The 19,344-nt window shown below is 39.6% G+C and carries 16 protein-coding genes; 15 read left to right on the top strand and 1 reads right to left on the bottom strand.

What is annotated here, in order from left to right:
- The first annotated feature begins 117 nt into the window (after positions 1–117).
- The 6 genes from V1500_RS14705 (at position 118) to V1500_RS14680 (ending at position 7,331) form a co-directional block, all read left to right on the top strand.
- Entirely contained in the window at positions 118–1,005 is an 888-nt protein-coding gene (locus tag V1500_RS14705; RefSeq protein ID WP_409300318.1) for a LysR family transcriptional regulator, read from the top strand.
- Positions 1,006–1,166: 161 nt separating this feature from the next.
- Entirely contained in the window at positions 1,167–2,675 is a 1,509-nt protein-coding gene (gene tcuA / locus V1500_RS14700) for an FAD-dependent tricarballylate dehydrogenase TcuA (protein ID WP_409300316.1), read from the top strand.
- A gap of 123 nt (positions 2,676–2,798) precedes the next feature.
- Positions 2,799–3,902, top strand: a complete 1,104-nt coding sequence (locus V1500_RS14695) for an AbrB family transcriptional regulator (protein WP_409300315.1) — start codon at positions 2,799–2,801, stop codon at positions 3,900–3,902.
- Between the two features lie 335 nt (positions 3,903–4,237).
- Positions 4,238–5,272 (top strand): tripartite tricarboxylate transporter substrate binding protein, encoded by a 1,035-nt coding sequence (locus V1500_RS14690; RefSeq protein ID WP_409300314.1) that lies wholly within the window; start codon positions 4,238–4,240, stop codon positions 5,270–5,272.
- Positions 5,273–5,333: 61 nt separating this feature from the next.
- On the top strand, positions 5,334–5,789 hold the full coding sequence (locus V1500_RS14685) for a tripartite tricarboxylate transporter TctB family protein (protein WP_409300312.1): 456 nt from the start codon (positions 5,334–5,336) through the stop codon (positions 5,787–5,789).
- Between the two features lie 12 nt (positions 5,790–5,801).
- Positions 5,802–7,331 carry a tripartite tricarboxylate transporter permease gene (locus V1500_RS14680; RefSeq protein ID WP_409300310.1) on the top strand — a complete coding sequence of 510 codons (1,530 nt, stop codon included), beginning with the start codon at positions 5,802–5,804 and terminating at the stop codon, positions 7,329–7,331.
- Between the two features lie 690 nt (positions 7,332–8,021).
- Here the strand turns inward: V1500_RS14680 and V1500_RS14675 are convergent.
- Positions 8,022–9,485 (bottom strand): excalibur calcium-binding domain-containing protein, encoded by a 1,464-nt coding sequence (locus V1500_RS14675; RefSeq protein WP_409300309.1) that lies wholly within the window; start codon positions 9,483–9,485, stop codon positions 8,022–8,024.
- A 567-nt stretch (positions 9,486–10,052) separates the two neighbouring features.
- On the opposite strand from V1500_RS14675, the gene V1500_RS14670 reads away from it, so the two are divergent.
- The 9 genes from V1500_RS14670 to V1500_RS14630 all read left to right on the top strand — a co-directional run bounded on the left by V1500_RS14670 (position 10,053) and on the right by V1500_RS14630 (position 19,326).
- Positions 10,053–10,994, top strand: coding sequence for a DUF4011 domain-containing protein (locus tag V1500_RS14670; protein ID WP_409300307.1), 942 nt, complete (start codon positions 10,053–10,055; stop codon positions 10,992–10,994).
- Entirely contained in the window at positions 10,961–13,669 is a 2,709-nt protein-coding gene (locus V1500_RS14665) for an AAA domain-containing protein (RefSeq protein ID WP_409300305.1), read from the top strand. Before V1500_RS14670 ends, V1500_RS14665 begins: the two co-directional genes overlap by 34 nt.
- Positions 13,670–14,548: 879 nt before the next feature.
- The gene (gene dhaM / locus V1500_RS14660) at positions 14,549–14,926 is read left to right on the top strand and encodes a dihydroxyacetone kinase phosphoryl donor subunit DhaM (RefSeq protein WP_409300303.1); all 378 of its coding nucleotides are present in this window, start codon (positions 14,549–14,551) and stop codon (positions 14,924–14,926) included.
- 84 nt (positions 14,927–15,010) lie between these two features.
- Complete coding sequence (locus V1500_RS14655) at positions 15,011–15,403, top strand: Lin0368 family putative glycerol transporter subunit (protein WP_409300301.1); 393 nt, start codon at positions 15,011–15,013, stop codon at positions 15,401–15,403.
- A 31-nt stretch (positions 15,404–15,434) separates the two neighbouring features.
- Positions 15,435–15,776: a Lin0368 family putative glycerol transporter subunit gene (locus tag V1500_RS14650; RefSeq protein WP_409300299.1), complete on the top strand. Its 342-nt coding sequence runs from the start codon at positions 15,435–15,437 to the stop codon at positions 15,774–15,776.
- A gap of 30 nt (positions 15,777–15,806) precedes the next feature.
- Positions 15,807–16,799 (top strand): dihydroxyacetone kinase subunit DhaK, encoded by a 993-nt coding sequence (locus tag V1500_RS14645; RefSeq protein WP_409300297.1) that lies wholly within the window; start codon positions 15,807–15,809, stop codon positions 16,797–16,799.
- Positions 16,800–16,867: 68 nt separating this feature from the next.
- Positions 16,868–17,521, top strand: a complete 654-nt coding sequence (gene dhaL, locus V1500_RS14640; protein WP_409300295.1) for a dihydroxyacetone kinase subunit DhaL — start codon at positions 16,868–16,870, stop codon at positions 17,519–17,521.
- 1 nt (position 17,522) lies between these two features.
- Positions 17,523–18,296, top strand: a complete 774-nt coding sequence (locus tag V1500_RS14635; RefSeq protein WP_409300293.1) for a triose-phosphate isomerase family protein — start codon at positions 17,523–17,525, stop codon at positions 18,294–18,296.
- Positions 18,297–18,552: 256 nt separating this feature from the next.
- Positions 18,553–19,326: a DeoR/GlpR family DNA-binding transcription regulator gene (locus V1500_RS14630; protein WP_409300291.1), complete on the top strand. Its 774-nt coding sequence runs from the start codon at positions 18,553–18,555 to the stop codon at positions 19,324–19,326.
- Positions 19,327–19,344: the final 18 nt, after the last annotated feature.

Genomic DNA, 19,344 nt, shown 5'->3' with positions numbered 1-19,344 from the left:
TAACTAGCAGTAAAACTCCGATAATGATAGAAGCTGTCATAAATAAAATATATACTGAATTTATTAATAGATAAATTTCCTTTATAACAATTATATTCAATATAAAAGGAGCCATATATGGACGAAAAAGACTGGATATTCTTGAAGACCCTGTACGAAGAAAAAAATCTTACTCGGGCTGCGGAGAGATTGTTTATTTCGCAGCCGGCACTTAGTTATCGTCTTAAGAATATAGAAGAGGAGTTTGGGGTGAACCTATTTTTCAAGACGAAGAAAGGCATCGACTTTACTTCGGAAGGCGATTATCTCGTTAAATACGCGGACGATATGCAACGGCAGCTGCAACTCACTAAGGACCATATGCAGAATATGCAGCGAGAGGTGAATGGGACCTTAAGGCTTGGAGTTTCCAGTAATTTTGCACGATATCGGCTGCCTGAGGTGTTAAAGAATTTTTCCGTCCGCTTTCCTTCTGTGCAGTTCAGTGTCAAGACAGGCTGGAGTAATGATATCATGAATCTCCTCGGTTCCACGAAGGTGCAGGTGGGAATTGTGCGTAACGATTACCAATGGAAAGGCGAAAAAGTATTGTTGGCAAAAGAATCACTGATGCTTATTTCGAAGAAAGAGCTCCAATTTAATCAAATTGCTAAAATGCCTTTCATTGATTACAGCACCGACCCTTCTTTGCGGAATTTAATCAACCATTGGTGGCAAGAGCATTTTTCAGAGCCTCCCCATATTACGATGGAAGTAGATAAGCTGGAAACCTGTAAGGAAATGGTGAAATATGATTTGGGTGTGGCGGTCATTCCGGAAATGTCACTTAAGGAAAGTGATAATTTATTTGTTTTACCCCTATTAGATAAAAAGGGTGTTCCTATTGAACGTACTACGTGGCTGATGTTCGACAAGGCCTTTTTGCATCTTTCTGTTGTTAATGAATTTATCGAATTTATAAAAGCCGAGTCGAAGAGTTGGGAACCTTTTAGAACCGTATTATAAATTTTTTTTATCAAATATACATAAAAATATATATTTTATTTATCAGAATCTATGTATTACGATAGTTTCAACAGATAATATTCTGAATTCTCAGTGTTTGCTGTATTCCCTGATTACTGGGATCACTGCACAAACGAAGCTAATTTTTAGGAGGAATATACATGGTTGAAACAAATTACGATTTAATTGTGATCGGAGCAGGGAACGCAGCACTGTGCTCTGCGATATCAGCCCGTGAAAAAGGTGCAAGGGTGCTTGTGTTGGAACGCGGTCCCGAAAACAAAAGAGGTGGCAATTCATTCTTCACCGATGGAGCAATCCGCTTTGCTTACAATAGTTTAGAAGATATAAGAAAAGTAATTCCAGAGCTTACGGATAAACAGGCCGAGCTAATCGTCATGCCGCAATACGGTCAAGATGACTATTTAGGTGACTTAATGAGAGTGACAGGCGGAAAAAGCGATCCGGACTTGGCCAACCAGCTTGTGTCAAAATCCTATGAGACCATTGCATGGATGAGTAATCACGGGGTTAAATTTGAACTGAATTATGACAATCAATCCTTCCAAAAAGAAGGAAAGTGGCATTTCTGGGGCGGACTCCCTGTGAAAACGGACAATAAGGGTGTCGGACTTATGAAGCAGCTGTTCGCACGTGCCGTGGAGCTGGGGATTGACGTCTGGTATGAATCCCGTGCCGTCAGCCTTGTTACGGAAAATGATCAGATTTCTGGTGTAGTCGTAGAGCAACCAAATCAAACCGTGACGGTTACTGCATCTGCTGTGGTTCTTGCTTGCGGAAGTTTTGAGGCTAATAAGAAGATGAGGAACCAGTATATCGGGGAAGAGTGGGAGCAGGCGATTGTCCGGGGAACTGAGTTCAATACGGGTGACGGAATTACGATGGCGCTGGAAATTGGGGCACAAAAGTACGGGCAATGGGATGGCTGCCATTCCATCGGTACAGATTATAATGCTCCGAAGGTTGGGGATTTTACAAAGCCTGGCGATATCTTTAAGAAGCATTCGTACCCATACAGCATCATGCTTAATAAAGAAGGCTTCAGATTTGTGGACGAGGGGGCTGACTTCAGGAACTACACGTACGCAAAGTATGGCCGTGAAGTTCTAAAACAGCCTGATAAGGTTGCCTATCAAATCTATGATGCACGGGTACGCCCAATGCTGCGTAAGGAGTATAATCTTGAAGAAGCGACTGTTTATGAGGCTGATACCGTTGAAGCATTGGTAGAAAAGCTGCCTGTTGACAAAGAGCAATTCCTGAAGACCATTCAGGAATATAACGATTCTGTACAGGAAGGTAGCTATAATCCTTCTGAGAAGGATGGCAAGGGCACTGAAGGCATCACACCGCCTAAATCCAATTGGGCGCTGCGTATCGAGCAAGGGCCATTCTACGCTTTCCCGGTCACTTGCGGTATTACCTTCTCATTTGGCGGCCTTCATGTAAACAAAGCTGGTGAGGTATTAAATGCAGAGGGTGCTCCAATCGCCGGTCTGTTTGCTGCTGGTGAGATGATTGGCGGGATTTTCTACGATAACTATCCTGGTGGTTCCGGCTTGATGTCTGGTTCCGTGTTCGGGAAGCTTGCCGGTCTATCGGCTGCAGGATATGTATTTGAGAAGAGGAAAGCTGTCATTAACTACTAATATAAGTAAGAATTTTTATATCAATCTATTTAGCCGATTTTTTCTAAATTATATTAGAAAACTCGGCTTTCTCTGTTTGGTGTTTTTTGAGTGTCAAAAGACAAAAAATAAGAAGGTATTGTAATGAATGTAAAATCAGATTATCTGAACAGTTTATTGGTTTTATCTTTATGTGCTGTTGGTGGTTTCATTTTGGCCTCCACAGGATTATCGATTGGCTGGATGCTGGGTTCTTTATTTGCATCTGTCGGTTTAACGTATATAAACCCGAAAGCTCTTACATTGTCAATGGAGGGCAGGGAATTTTGGCTTAGAGCAGGTCAGTTGCTGCTGGGCATGCATCTGGGATTGCAGCTTAATCTGTCCGTGTTCCATGTCCTCAAGGAAAACAGCCTAATTATTATTATCGTGTTGGCTTTATCGATGATCTATTCGATTGGTTCAGGCATTCTTTTATATAAAACTTGTAATCTGGATATTCTGACCGGCCTTTATTCATCTGCTCCAGGCGGGATTTCTGCTATGCCTGGCATGGCAAAGGACGCTGGCGCCAATGTGGGAGTAGTAACGGTTTTGCAAACTTCCCGGGTCTTGCTGGTGGTAGTATTAGTCCCTTTGTTCATCCTGGGGTCCTCGCATTCAGGGATTGGCGAAGCTACACAAAATGTCCCGGGAATTCATTCGTCTGTAAGCGGCTTGGGAATCCTTTGGACATTCTTATTCATAGGTGCAGCCTGGTGCGGGGCAAAATTGGGGAAAAAGGTGAAGCTCCCTACTCCCTGGCTTCTTGGCGGTTTGCTGACTGTCGCTTCCATTCAGGCTTCTAGTTATTTGTTTACAGCGCAGCCCATAACGGTTTGGTGGCCAGACAGCGTGATGGTTCTTTCACAAATCATGATTGGGACCAGTGTGGGGTCAATGATTACAAAGGGAATGTTTTCAGGAATACGGAAGATCATGCTTGTGTCCCTGTTAAGTACAGTTGGCTTTATTCTTGCAATGATGGTCTGTGCATGGATCATTTCAAAAATGAGCGGAATGTCCTATATTACCACCGCATTGGCTTTGGCCCCGGGAGGTGTTGCTGAAATGACTGCAGCGTCCGTCATTCTTAACGCAGACCCGATGTTCGTTGTTGCTGTGCAAATATTAAGGGTTGTCATGATGCCGCCTCTATTTCATTTGGTGCATAACAGGGCTTTACGTGAGAAGAACAGTCATGCGTGAAACTATAATTAGTTATTAGATTAACCATTTTGGTGGTTAATCTTTTTTATTTGGTAATGAGTCATATGTCGGATTCCAAGTATTATAAAAAGTTTTTATGAGATAAGTTAAAAATTTGTTATTTTATTTATATTCAGAATTGTTTTATTATTGGTTTACGACATGACCATAGTGTTAATTAGTTTTCATCAACATAGAGGGCTCTAAAAACACACAAGGAAGAGGGGGCAGGTAGGTCAAACTTCACATTTTTAAATGTAACCGCTTTCTAGGACTGGTTGTAAATGTAATGCCATTTTAAATAGTTGGATTCAATCAATGAAAGGGTGAAGTATATGAATAAGCTAAAGACTTGGAAAATGATGTTATTAGGCGGATTAACGGCTGTTACACTTGCTGGTTGCAGTGCATCGAACAGTGCAGGTTCTGAGAAGGTTAATGCGGAAGGCAAAAACTCCTATCCAGAAAAGGCGATTACAGTCGTGGCCCCATCTGGTGCGGGTGGCGGCTGGGACCGAACAGCGAGGACTTTTACAAAAGTTCTAACTAAAACGAAGCTTGTGGATCAAACGATGACCGTCGAAAACAAACCTGGCGGGGGAGGCACCGTCTTTATAGCAGATTACGTAAGCAACGATTCAAAGAATGATTACAAGCTCTTTGCCGGTTCACCGCCTGTATTGATCAATAATCTTAAAAAAGAGGGGAACAGTCCTTTCGGCTATAAAGATACAACCCCATTGGCACAATTGACAAGGGATTTTGGATCGATTGTCGTCAAGGCTGATTCCAAGTATAACGACCTTCAGTCCTTAATTGATGATCTCAAAAAGGACTCGAAATCAGTCACATTCGCAGGGGGATCAGGACCTGGGTCCATGTACCACCTCGTATCCATTCTGCCTGCTTATAAGTCTGGCGTCGACCACAAATCTATGAAATATGTATCTTATGATGGTACAAGTGAGGCCATGACTGCACTGCTTGGTGGAAATGCCGACGCAATAGCCACTGATGCTTCTTCCGTAACAGAGTTCTTGAAAGCCGGAAAGATTAAGGTGTTAGCGGTCGCAGCTCCAGATAGGCTGAAGGGAGAACTCGCTGAGGTCCCTACTATGAAGGAGCTTGGAATAGATGCTGAATTTGCCATCTGGCGGGGGATATTCGGACCGAAAGAAATGAGCAAGGGTGCACTGGATTTCTGGAACGGAACCATTAAAAAAATGGTTGAGACAGATGAGTGGAAACAAGAAATGGATCAAAGCGGCTGGGAAAGCGAGTATAAAAATTCAGAGGACTTTAAAACATTCTTAGATGAGCAAAACAAACAAATTAAGGAATTGCTAGAAGCGCTGGATATGCAAAAATAATAGACTTGCAGGGGAAATGATCCATTTCCCTCTTTTATTTCAGTGGAGGTGAAAGCGAAAAATGAGCCAGAGGTTTGACCGGTATACCAGTATTTTGTTTTTGCTAGTTGGGCTTGGTTTCGTAATCGAAAGCAGAAGGATCTCGGCAAGTGCGTATGGCAGTAATGTAGGACCAGATATTTTTCCGATGGGGCTAGGTTTTGTTCTTATTCTATTAAGCTTACGGTTATTCATTGAAACTAGAGGATACGCAAATTTTGAATCTAAAAAAGGGAAATATGATTATAAAAGATTCCTTATCATTGTCATCTCTGCCATTCTATATGGATTATTGATAGAAACGCTTGGCTATGTCATTACCACCTTTTTATTTTTAGCCATTTGCTTTCAGACAATGGAAAAGGGAGGCTGGATCAGAACTTTATTGATTTCAGGGGCATTTTCATATGGAATCTATTATCTATACGTAGAAGTAATGGCAGGAACCTTGCCGGGATTCCCGGTATGGATGAACTAGGAAGGTGATAGAATGGATACGATTCAATTTTTAATAAATGGATTTGCAACGGCCCTGTCGTGGCAGAATATTTTGTTTGCCTTTGTTGGAGTATTGATTGGAACGGCGGTAGGCGTGCTGCCAGGAATTGGACCGATGAGCGGCGTTGCGTTGCTCATTCCCGTTACCGCTACCATGACAGGCGGGCTTCCCCCCGAAGCAGCAGCCGTCAGTTCCATCATATTACTTGCTGGTGTTTATTATGGGGCGATGTATGGAGGTTCTACAACCTCAATCCTCTTGAACACACCTGGTGAGTCCTCATCGGTTGTGACTACTTTGGATGGTTATCAGATGGCAAAGAAAGGCAAGGCGGGATCCGCATTGTCAATTGCGGCCATTGGGTCGTTTGTGGCAGGTCTCTTTTCACTGGTAGGACTGGTGCTCCTTGCCGAACCATTATCCAATATCGCTCTCGAGTTCGGGCCAGCAGAATATTTTTCACTTATGATTTTAGGTCTGCTTGCTGTCAGCGGTCTTGCCGGTAAATCGATGACAAAGGCATTGATGATGACTGTATTCGGTGTGTTGCTTGGAACAATCGGCATTGACAGCGTGTCCGGGGTAACACGGTTTACCTATGACATTCCGGTCTTGTATTCCGGGCTTGAGTTCCTAACGATTGCGGTCGGTCTGTTTGCCCTTGGTGAAGTTTTCAAAACGGTCCTGGAAAAGGATAATCAAGCAAGCAATGATATTATTAAAATAGGGAAAGTGCTACCATCGAAGCAAGATTTGAAAAATAGTTCCGGTGCGATAACCAGGGGTTCCATCTTAGGATTCTTTCTTGGAATTCTTCCAGGAGCCGGGGCTACACTGGCCTCTTTCTTTTCATATGTCATGGAGAAAAAAATCAGCAAGGATCCTGCCAAATTTGGACAAGGGGCTATCGAGGGGGTCGCCGGCCCTGAATCAGCAAATAATGCCTCTTCGGGTGGAGCGATGATTCCGCTTCTTACTCTAGGCATTCCTGGTTCCGGGACGACGGCCATTTTAATGGGGGCTTTCATTATGTATAACATCCAGCCAGGACCGCTCTTGTTCGATGAACATCCGCAGGTAGCCTGGGGGTTGATCGCAAGCATGTTCATTGGAAACGTGATGCTATTAGTGTTGAACCTCCCGCTAGTAAAGGTATTCGCCAAAATAATCGAGACCCCAAAGAAATACTTATTACCTATCATCATCGCGATTTCGATTTTCGGAGTATACGCTGTCCAAGTTACGGTTTTTGATATCATGCTGCTTATTGCCTGCGGAGTAGTAGGATACTTCCTTTCCAAAAATGATTTTCCGCTTGCACCTATTGTATTAGGCCTAGTGCTGGGACCAATGCTTGAGAACAATATGAGACGGGCGCTGACGGGCTCCAACGGGGATTTCATGGTATTCGTCCAGAACCCTATTTCAGTGACATTCCTATGTATCTCCGCATTGTGGCTGATTGTGCCTGCACTTTTAAAAATGAGAGGGAAGAATGTCATCATTAATGAAGAGGCGTAAGGGATCTTTGAATGGAAGGATTTCTATAGCCGATGGATTGTTGTTTTTGTAGATTGACTAAATCATGGTGGCCTTCAAGGTCATCTTTTTTTGATTGCTGAAAACAAATTGTGAATCGTGAAAGGAAACTATGAATCGATCAAAATTATTAATTCAGAATATCTTTATGGCATTTGATTTATAGGGGAAGTAAAAGATACTTAATAACGTTAATGAGCAAAAAAACACCGCTGTTGGTTGTGCCATCACTTCTATGAAGATCGGATTGAACGAAGTATTTTTTGCATCAGGTTCATTATTGGCTGACGCAAAGTCCTTGATAAAGTTGGCGGTCTTTCATACATAACAGAATTTGCAGGGAGCGTTCCTACTACAGCAAACTCAACTTTTTATCAGGACACTAGACTGCAGTATAAAGAAGAGGACATCTGATTGCTTTTCTATATCGGGATGATTAATAGAACGAGATAGGGAGGAGGATAGACTGGTTGAGGTCATTCTTGCAAAGCAGGGGAATGGGGCTATTGGGATGATTTGTTTGGGTTCTATAAGGAGTTTGGAAGTTTTTGTAATAGGGGATACCGGACGGTTTATTTTTGGTAACCGCCTGTGTTTTATAGAGGGTTTTTTAGTTCAAAATAAATAACCGCCATAGTAGGCGGTTATTAAATAGACTAATCTTGTAATTTTTTAGCGGTCACAACCTACGCCGTCTCCGTCTCGATCAAGATGCTTAGCATAACCCGGTTCTCCCTTATGAACTGGTGCAGCACCAGCTGCGCGTGCGGCGTCACAGTTTTTATAATAAACATTCGCTGCATTGTTTTGCGAATCAGCTTGTTCTTGCTCGCGTTGTGCTGCTGCCTTCTTGGCTGCCTCTTCTTTGCGTTTCTGTTCAGCCAATCGAGCAGCTTCTTCTTGTTTTCGTTTTTCTTCAGCTAATCTAGCAGCTTCTTCTTGCTTTCGTTTTTCTTCGGCTATTCTCGCAGCTTCTTCTTGCTTTCGTTTTTCTTCGGCTATTCTCGCAGCTTCTTTCTTGCGTTTTTCTTCAGCTAATCTTGCGGCTTCCTGTTTCCGTTTCTCTTCGGCTAAACGATTGGCTTCGGCTTTTTTTTGTTTCTCTTCTTCTAGACGTTTAGATTCTGTTTGTATTTTGTCGTCAGTCTTAGAAGCGGCTGCTAATTTTTCACTAGTTGTAGCAGCTTTACTATCTTCATCTTTGCCACCGAATATCATACCAAGTATGAAAAACGATAAGAAAAGGTAGAAAAGAGAGGCAATTGAGGCTTTCCACCATTTTGTACTTCTGTAGCCCACAACCTTCCGGTACCATTTACGTTTTTTCATTTTGAATGATATTCCGGTCAAAGCAAGTATATCCACAAATTGTTTGCCAGACCCGTTCAATACAAGCTTACCTTCAGAACTTGTAATCTCTGATTTAATAGCAAAATGATCTACGCTGTTATTTTCAAAATATGCAAATGGCCAGGTTTGTACTTTCTTTGCTTTTCTTTCTTTATCATCGTATTGATATAGCCAAACAAAATTATCAACGACAATGAAATTACCTTTTTTTTCCTTGTCTCGGTAATATCCCTCGACAATAAGTTGAGCTTTAGGGTGTTTCTCATTTAATAAACGTTTTGCATTCTTTGAAAAACCCATGTCATCTCTTCTCATTAGAAAAGCAGTGGGTTTAATGCCGTGTTGTTTCAAATAATCTAAACATTCTGCGTGTAAAAAAGTGTCAAAGTTATGAGTAACCGTAGTCAGAAGACTTTGTGCAGGACTAATTATTTTTTCTTCGAGAATATCAAAAAACTCCTGACTGTCATCACTCTTCTTTATATCATCAAAAATGTGAGTTAGACCATGTACAAAAAGTTTAAGTGTTAACTCATTTTTATCCTTGCCGTCTGGGTGGACACTCATATCATTTATATCTGAGTATCTGAATGATTGATGTTCATGTTTAGAGATAAAGATTATTTGGGTTTCCGTAAGTAGCAGTAAACCGTCTACTTCTTTACCACTTTTTTTATCGAACTCAGCGTCGATCATTTTTAAGACTACATCGTTTTGGTCTATTATTGCATGGCGAGCATAAGTTAATGTTTTTTCATGCTTGTTGAAAACTGATTTTTGTGACAATGTAGGATGATTGCCAATCCATTGTTGTACGATTGTAATTGCCTCCTAATATGTGAAAAATTTCAATATAATGCAAACAACAAAATATTACATTATCTGTAAAAAGATTAAATGAGTATAAAGCACTATCATACAATTATTTGGTGATGGTAAGTTTATCCAATTATTTGGATGAGGGAAGATTACGATGTACAAGCTAAGTATCTAATACCGAACATTCGATTACTTCTCAATATCTCAGGAATTATGTTTGACCGATGACTAACAAAGAACTTATCAAATGACTAGGGAATTTGTCTTAATAAAAATTTTCCAAAGCGTACATTCTTCGCTATATATTTACACAATTTGATATAATGTTACCAGCAATTATTACACCTGTATGACAACAATATGTTCAAATACAAGCTATCTCGGAAAGAGGTTTAAAAATGAAAGAAAAACTCGTCCATATGAGGGATAAGCTCAATGATATTAGCCGTCGCAATCGGTCTATAAGATTATTGAAGTTATATAATAAGTGGAGTTTTGATTTAACAGATCTTAACAAAATATCTGGTGACGATTTTGCCAAGACCATTGTTTGAGAAGATACTTAAGCAAACTAAAAGTGACATTACTTTGCTTAAGCCCTCAATAGATCATGATGACTCTATGGTAATCTCGAAAAAACTTACTGACTTAGTAAGAAATATTAAAGGAATAGAGGAAGAATCAGGTGTCCATGATTTTTATTTAGGATTTCCCTTTATTTCAGGAACCTTTATAGATGGGACTTTTTTTCAAGCACCTTTATTCTTGTATCCTGCCAGACTCGAAAAAATCAACGTGAATGCACAAAAATGGGTTTTAAAAGTTGATGAAGGTGGCCCACAAATAAACCGAACATTATTTTTAGCTTTTAAAAAGTTAAATAATTTATCGTTTACGGAAGATTTCTATGAGCAGGCAGCTGAAATTGCGAAAACCCTTGATTACAAACAGTGGCTAGAATTTCTTAAACAATTTGATTTAAAAATTTCTTTTACTCCTACAGGAATTACAAAATTGAAAGAGTACAAGAAAGAAGATATACCAGAAGTTGCAAACTTTACCTTACTTGAGAATGCTATTATAGGTAACTTTCCTCAAGGTGGATCATCCTTAGTAAAAGATTATGACCTTCTCATTGAGCTGTCAGAGGAAAGTGATCTGTCCTTAGTGGGTGAACTAATCGATCCGAAAGATACCCACTTCGATGACAATGATGATATTGAAAATCTGGAAAGAGATACAGATGATCAAAATCCCGAAATATTGAATCTATTACAAACTGACGGTTCTCAGGAAGAAATCCTTAAGGAAGCCCGCTATCGAAAGGGTCTTGTTGTACACGGACCGCCTGGAACAGGTAAATCGCAGGTCATAGTTAATTTGATTACTGACGCAATAATCAAGATAAGAAAGTGTTGGTTATCTGCCAAAAGAGAGCTGCTTTGGATGTTGTATTTCAAAGACTTGATGGTTTAAACCTGAGTAACCATGTCGCACTGGTTCATGATGAAAAGCTGGACCGAAAGAATCTATATACCAAGATTGAATCCGTTTTAACTCAAAATCAAGTTTCATTTGAACAGGCTGTCAGTCTGTTGGCATCTACATCTTCTAAGTTATCGGCCCAAGAGGATTTGCTAAATAGTATTGCTAATGCCTTATATGAATACCAGGATTTTGGATTGAGATTATATGACCTATACGGTTTGGCAAATCCAGTTGGAGAAACTACCCAAATCATCGAATTAAAAGAAGTAATAGGGGCCATAAACAAAGATTCCTTGGACGATATTTCTGAGAAAGTTTACACGTACGCCGAATGGTATGACAGATTTGGATATGATGGATACCCTCTAAAAATACGTAAATCATATGCTCAATTAAATATGAAAGATAAACTTGAAGCTGTTGAATTACTAACCGAGTTGATTGCCAAGGCTAAAACTGCCGTTCAATACCTTAACTCTCTCGATCATGATCAGATTACCCCAGCATATACGTGGCTAATCGAGAACAAGCTGGATAAAATATATCCTGATTTGGAAGATGGGCAAAAAAGGACACTGCAAGGTCTTCGAATTTGGTGGTGGACAACTGTCTCAGGTAAAGCAATCATAGAACAATTGATTGAAGGAGAAAAGTTTACAGGAACCAGTTCACCAGAGTGGCTAAAAATCAAAAAAGCTTTGGTAAGCATGCATCAAATCGCAAAAGAAACAAGAAAAATGGCTGAAGAGATAGAGAAGCTAAAACGATATATAGATGATGTGAGTGTCGAAGCATTAAAGAATCGCATATCAGATGGGGAGATTCCATTGTCAGATCTGGATAAAATTTTGGAATATATACATCGGGATTTTGAAGATCTCCAACAAATGGATACCTTCTGGACCAATAGTTCAGATATTGTCAAAAAGGTTATTGTGCAGCTTCAGCACAAAACGACAATTGATCACAATTTAACTCTTGCTGATTCCTGGGTAGACTTACTTAGAAACTCAGCTTATGTACATTGGATAGACCAAACGGAAAAGAAATATCCTGAGGTACAAAAAATATCGACTAGTGAATTTGCTAGGATTCGTGATTCCTTTGCTAAATTAATTGAGGAAAAAAGAACAGTTGCAACTCAATTTTTAATTCACTCTTTAACGAAAAAAGTGGATACTGTTCAATTTGCACATTCAAAAAGTGTAAGAGAACTAAAACATCAAGTAAGTAAGAAGCGAATGATATGGTCTCTGAGGAAATTAGTGAACGAATTCGCAGCTGATAGTCTAGTAGATATTATGCCTGTGTGGCTTGCCTCACCGGAGATTGTTTCTTCTATATTCCCTTTGAAAGAAGGATTATTTGATTTAGTTATATTTGATGAAGCTTCACAATGTACTGTAGAAAGTGGAATTCCAGCTGTTTATCGGGCTAAGCAACTAATAGTAGCAGGCGATGAGAAGCAGCTTCCACCATTTAACATGTTCCAGTCTTCTTTTGTTAATGAGGATGAAGAGGAAGAACAATATGACACAGACGAATCTGTTAGTTTGTTAAATCTGGCGAAGAGAAGATTTCCTGAAAAGATCCTTCAATGGCATTATCGTTCAAAATATGAAGAATTAATCAATTACTCTAATCATGCTTTTTATAATGGTCATGTTCAAATTGCTCCAAATGTTATTCCATTTAAAAATCCTCCGGCTATTCAATGGAAAAAAGTCGAAGGAAGATGGAATAACCAATCAAATGAGGAAGCAATCGAGGTTGTAACATTACTTAAGGATATTCTTATTAACCAAACAGGAAAATCTGTAGGAATCATCACTTTTAACTCAAAGCAACAAACTAAAATAATGGATATCATTGAAAAATTATCAAATGAAGATGAAGAATTTAGATCCGTCTACAATCAAGTGATGGCAAAGGATCTGGACGAGCGAATCTTTGTAAAGAATATAGAAAATGTTCAGGGTGATGAAAGAGATATTATTCTTTTCTCGATTGGATATGCAAAAAATGAGGAAGGTAAAATTTATAACAGGTTTGGTATGCTGAACCAGAAAGGCGGAGAAAACCGTCTTAATGTGGCCGTAACGAGGGCCAAAGAAGGCATTATTGTCGTTTCAAGTATAGAACCAGAAGAACTTAATGTAGCGAATACAACACAACTAGGTCCAAAATTATTAAAAACCTATTTAAAATATGTTAGGGCTGTTTCAGGTTTACATTCTGATGAAATTAATGCAGTTGTCCAAGAGATCAATGAAAATGTAAACACACATGTACAGGTACAAGAACTGCATTTTGACTCACCATTTGAGGAACAGGTATATAAACAGTTAACAAACCTTGGATATTCCGTTACAACACAAGTCGGTATGTCAGGATACCGTATTGACATGGCAATCGTCCATCCAAAGGATCCATCAAGGTATATCCTCGGTGTAGAGTGTGACGGAGCCATGTATCACAGTTCATTAAATGCTAAAGAACGAGACGTATACCGTCAGAGGTTCCTGGAAAGCAGGGGCTGGACGATTGAACGTATTTGGAGCAGAAATTGGTGGAAGAATCCTGGTGCGGAAATAGAAAGAATTGACCAAAAGGTTAAAGAATTGCTAAAAAGCATAGAGGTGCGAGAAAAAGTTAGTAATTAATAAATTAAGACGCACACTGACAGGATCCAACGGAGACTTTATGGTATTTGCCCAGAACCCCATTTCCGTGACATTTCTCAGTATATCCGTATTTTGGCTAATTGTGCCTGCCTCTTAAAAATGAGAGGGAAGAATGTCATCATTAATGAAGAGGCGTAAGGGATCTTTCTTTACCAAATGTGGCTTTATTATTAATTAAATACTATAAAAAGACTAAGGTGGCATTTTGGCCATCTTTTTTTGTTGATTTTATTATTATATTGAACTGTCAAACTAGTAGTAAAGCGACTTTGTTCTTCGTGCTAATCCGGTGAAAGACTTAGTAATTTAGTCTGACGTGATTTCCGGCTCAAGTCACACTAGTACGGTTTGCTTTTATTTTATAGATAGAATCTAATTTTCTCAACTTTATTTGGATTATGACAGGATAATTGAATCTAATTAATGAATTAATTTTCTATATATGTCGATATCATTATGACAAATTATTAAGTTTTTGAATAATTGTTTTGGATTGTTTTTTTCATTAACAAAGTCATTGAAGCCATAAATAAACTTATTAAGGTGTTTTTTTAGCATAATAAGATTCACAATTTGAGAAAAAGATGTGAAACCCACAGTTGAAAACTGTGTTACATGAAAAAAGACAGATAAAGACAAAACGAGATCAGTCATAATCTGACGTTGGATTATAGGCATATTATGTAAAAAATGAAAAATATTCAGAAATAATAAAGTAACTTGAAATATAATCGAAACAAAAAAACAGGTAATATAAAAGTAAATAAAAAATAAAAATAATAAATGACAATAAACAACGGACGTGATATCATGAATTCCAAGAGAAGTCAGAAAATAAAGAAAAAAAGGAGGATGAAGATGTTAGGTATTATTTTGGTCTCGCATAGCAGAAAAATTACTGATGGTTTAAAAGAGATGATCACAGAAATGACGGGAACCGAGCAAATGATATTTTCAGCAGGCGGAACGGGCGATGGAAGAATAGGCACTAGTGCACCATTGATCATGGAGAGCATAGAAACTTGCAAGAATTGTGAACGTATTCTTTTATTCTGCGATATGGGAAGTTCTATTTTGAGCGCAGAAACTGCAATAGAGCTGCTGGACGATGAACTGAAGGAAAAATGCCATATCATTGATGGTCCATTAGTTGAAGGAGCCTTTGTAGCGTCAGTTCATTCATTGTTAACAGAAGATCTGGATTCCATTTTACATGAGGTCTCACAGTGCAAGTAACAAACAAAGAAATGTAAACGCTAACATATGTGTTTTTAATTCATTTTTCACTATAAAAATAGTTTTTAAGAGAGGGGACACAGTATGGGTTTTTTAAGAGGATCAATCGGTTTTTGTATTGCTGGAATGCTTGTCATGAGTGTTTGGGGAGCTTTTGCTACTAGCTACGGTATAGCCGGGGGATATGTCGCGGCCATTATTATCATTGGCCCGATGTGGTATTTGAATCATTATGTCGGGTTAATACCGAATGAGGATGACGCAGCATTCGTGGACATGGCTCTTGGAATCGCGATTTGTGGGACGATGCGGGATGTGTTCATGAATGGAGGAGGCGCGCTTCAATCATCACTTCCAACACTTTCACTGGTCGCAATTGGCGCAGTAGCCGCAGGTATCGTTGGTGCGATGATACAGAAAGACATGGCAAAGAAAGCACAGCCCATTGATATTTTAGAGAAAAAACAGTCTGCATAATCTTTAAATTTGAAATTGGAGGCGCATTCATATGACATTCGAATTGGCAGTTGCAACGATATTCGGCGGATTTTTATTTCCTTTCGCAATTATTATGCTGTGGGGAAGAATGGTGGAAACTTGGGGTGCAATTGGAGGTTGGATGGCAGCAGCATTTATCGTAGGAACGGTTTGGACCATAAACCATGGGCTTTCATCTTCCCTCATTCACCAAAGTGGTGATGCATGGATAGATATGGCATGGGCAGCTGGAATAGGCATCTTCGTTTCGTCTGCCATAAGCGGCGGTAAAATTTCTAAATCCCTAACTAACTTATCTTCCGCCGTAGTGGGCGGTATAGCAGGCGGTTTTTTACTTTCACTGTTTCTATAAATATTAAATAATAATCCTGGAGGAGAGACCATGAAGAGATTAGTTAATGATGGATATGATGTTGTAGAAGAAATGCTTGAAGGATATTGCAAAGCGAACAGCGAATATGCTGAATTACTGGAGCATGACGGTCGTGTGGTTGTCAGTAAGAAGAGAAGCCCGGAAAGCAAAGTGGGCATCATCATCGGTGGAGGTTCCGGACATGAACCGTTATTTTTAGGATATGTCGGTGAAAATTTTGCTGATGCTGCAGTTATCGGTAATATCAATACATCTCCATCCCCAGAACCTTGCTACAATGCTGTTAAGGCGGTTGATACTGGTAAAGGTTGCCTGTATATGTATGGAAACTATGCAGGTGATGTCATGAACTTCGACATGGGTGCAGAAATGGCGGCGGATGATGGGATCCGGGTAGAAACAGTACTGGTTACTGATGATGTGTACTCTTCGAAAAATATCGAAGACCGTCGTGGTGTAGCGGGTGATGTGTTTGTTTTTAAAGCTGCCGCTGCCGCTGCTGCAAAGGGGCTAGACTTGGATCAGGTTAAGGAAGCTGCCATAAAAGCCAATAATAATACACGTTCCATGGGTGTTGCATTGTCCTCCTGTACATTGCCGATTACAGGGCAGCAAATCTTCGAAATGGAAGACGGGGACATGGAAGTTGGAATGGGAATCCACGGTGAACCAGGTGTCCGAAGAGCGAAGCTGGAACCAGCGGATAAAGTAGTAGATGAAATCCTCGGGTATATTTTAGAAGATATGGGTCTGGATACGGGTGAAGAAGTGTATGTCCTTGTTAACGGACTTGGCGGCCTTCCGGTAATGGATCAGTATATCTGCTTCAGAAGAGTATCGCAAATATTAGAAGAAAGAGAAATCAAGATTCATAAATCCCTGGTAGGAAATTATGCAACATCGATGGATATGGTCGGCATGTCCATTACATTGGTTAAATTAGATAAAGAATTGAAGGAATTGATAGACTACCCTTGCGACACTCCTTACTTAAAATTTTAATATTCAAAGATTTCGGTGTACTTTCTAAGGAGGGTACACCTGCAATTAATTCATAGGGGGAAAACAGTATGGCAGGTTTAATTTTGGACAGGAGTTTTTTCTTGAAGGCAATGGAGGATATGAAAAACCTGGCAGAAGAACAACGGAATCACTTCTCTAAGTTGGATTCTGCAATTGGTGATGGTGATCACGGTGCGAATTTGACAATCGGATTTCGTGAAGTTGTTGCGAAACTTGAAGGTATAGACTCGGAATCACCTGATATCTCTACGTTGCTGAAAAAAATCGGGATGATCCTTCTTGGCAAGGTTGGTGGTTCTTCTGGCCCGCTTTATGGCAGCTTCTTTATTAAAGCAGGTGACAACGTTAAAGGGAAGAGTGAAGTAAGTTTTGCAGAGTTTTGCGATATGATTATTACCGGTGTAAAAGCAATCGAAACAAGAGGGAAAGCAAGTATAGGTGATAAAACGATGCTTGATGCTTTTCTGCCGGGAATTCGAGTGCTTTCTGAAGTTGAGCAATCAGATGATGAAATTGAACTATTCGAAAAGTTTGTTGATGAAATGAAGGCTGGCGCAGAATCAACGATACCCTTGGTTGCCAAAAAAGGAAGGGCGATGCGGTTAGGAGAAAGGGCAGTGGGCCATAAAGATCCAGGAGCGGAGTCAGCGTGGATGTTAATGGACATTTTTTTAAAGAGATTAAAAGAGGTGTCCAATTAAGTTGAGACAGCCAGTAGTCGGTTTAAGTTTAAAGAATTATATAAACTCCATTCAACAAACCATTGAGCTCTTTCAGGAACTAAATAGACACACAGGTGAAGAAACAATAGTTGAACAAATACTTTTTCCTTCACTGGGTACGATCTACCCAATCGCTCAAATGGCTCAAGGAACAGTCTTTTCCATTGGTGCCCAAAACATCGGACCTTATAAAGAGGGCCCTTTTACTGGAGAAATGTCAATCATTTCAGTTATGGAAATGGGCGGGAACTATATTGAAATTGGCCATGCTGAGAGAAAGCGTATTTTCCATGAAAGCCAGCAAATGATTAATGAAAAGATTAAACTGACTTTAGAAATGGGATTATCTCCTTTGGTTTGTATCGGAGAAGAGGAGATAATCAGGGATAATAATGAAGTAACAGGAATACTTAGGGAGCAAATTAAAGAGTACTTTGAAGGGGCCAGAATTGATTTGCTTAGTCAGGCAATTATAGCGTATGAGCCGATTTGGGCAATTGGAAAGCCAAGTGCAGCTGAGCCACGTTATGTCCACGGCATTCATCGTATTATAAGGCAAATTGTTGCCGCGCTTTACGGAAAACAAATTGCGGACCACATGCGCTTAATTTATGGAGGCTCCGTCAGCAAGCATAATACGAGACAAATTGTGGACAATGAAAACGTAGATGGAGTGTTTCTCGGAAGATTTGGTCATGATCCGCATAATTACAAAGAAATTGTAGGCATTGTAAGAGAAGTAAAAGGACTGTGATTTTATTAAGAAAAAAATTTTATTAAGTTTTTTAGGACACCGTTTGGCTAATAAACGGTGTTTAATCATATAGTGCAGTCTTCAAATGTGTTGGTATGTTTCTTCCTTTTTACATTAAGTGTCATTTTTTTAATTATTTTATGATTTATTGTCGTTTTTTTGCATTTTTGCCGACCGTATAGATTGATGTTCATTCTTCATTACCGTATGATAAAACATAGAGAAATGAATTATTTGGAATTTGTAGGTGATGGATTTGAGTAAGTTATTCGCTACTGAGAGAAGGCAAAAGATTTTAGATCTTTTACATGATAAACAGAGAATAACTGTTAAAGAATTATCTGAAAAGTTACATGTATCTGAAGCCACTCTGCGGACTGATTTAAACGTAATGGAGGAGGAAGGGCTTTTAGTACGGACACATGGCGGAGCAATGATTGACGATAAAAACCGGGCGGAAAATACCTTTTCTGAACGCGAGAAGAAAAATCGCAGTGAAAAGAAAAAAATTGGCAGGAAAGCTATGGAGTTTATACACAATGGCCAGTGTATTTTGCTCGATGCAAGTTCTACCTGCTTAGAACTGGCCTATTTGCTAAAGCACACATCCATGCGTCTCACTGTAGTCACTAATGGGGTTACTACAGCCATGGAATTAAGAGAGAATCCTAATTTAACAGTTATTCTACTTGGTGGCATACTCAGGAACTCTTCAGTCGCACTGGAGGGGCTGCTTGGATCAGAAATTCTTAAACAGATTCATGTGGATACAATGTTTTCTTCTGCCAAAGGTTTTACGCTTGAAGAAGGGTTAACGGACTTCAATGTGTATGAAGTAGAGCTAAAAAAATTCTTGGTGAATTCCTCATCTCGATTGATCGCTCTTCTCGATCACACAAAAATAGGGAGAAGTTCCATTGCATCTTTTGCAAGTACTGATAAAGTTGATACGATTATTACAGATGAATTTGCATCAGAATCATATATAAAGGAAATAGAACGACAGCAAATCAACCTTATAGTGGTTTGATGCAGGATACAAAGTGGA

It is taken from the genome of Peribacillus sedimenti, assembly GCF_046237635.1.
Taxonomy (GTDB): domain Bacteria; phylum Bacillota; class Bacilli; order Bacillales; family DSM-1321; genus Peribacillus; species Peribacillus sedimenti.
Note: the sequence above shows the minus strand (reverse complement) of the source record. Positions and strands in the feature narration are given on the sequence as shown.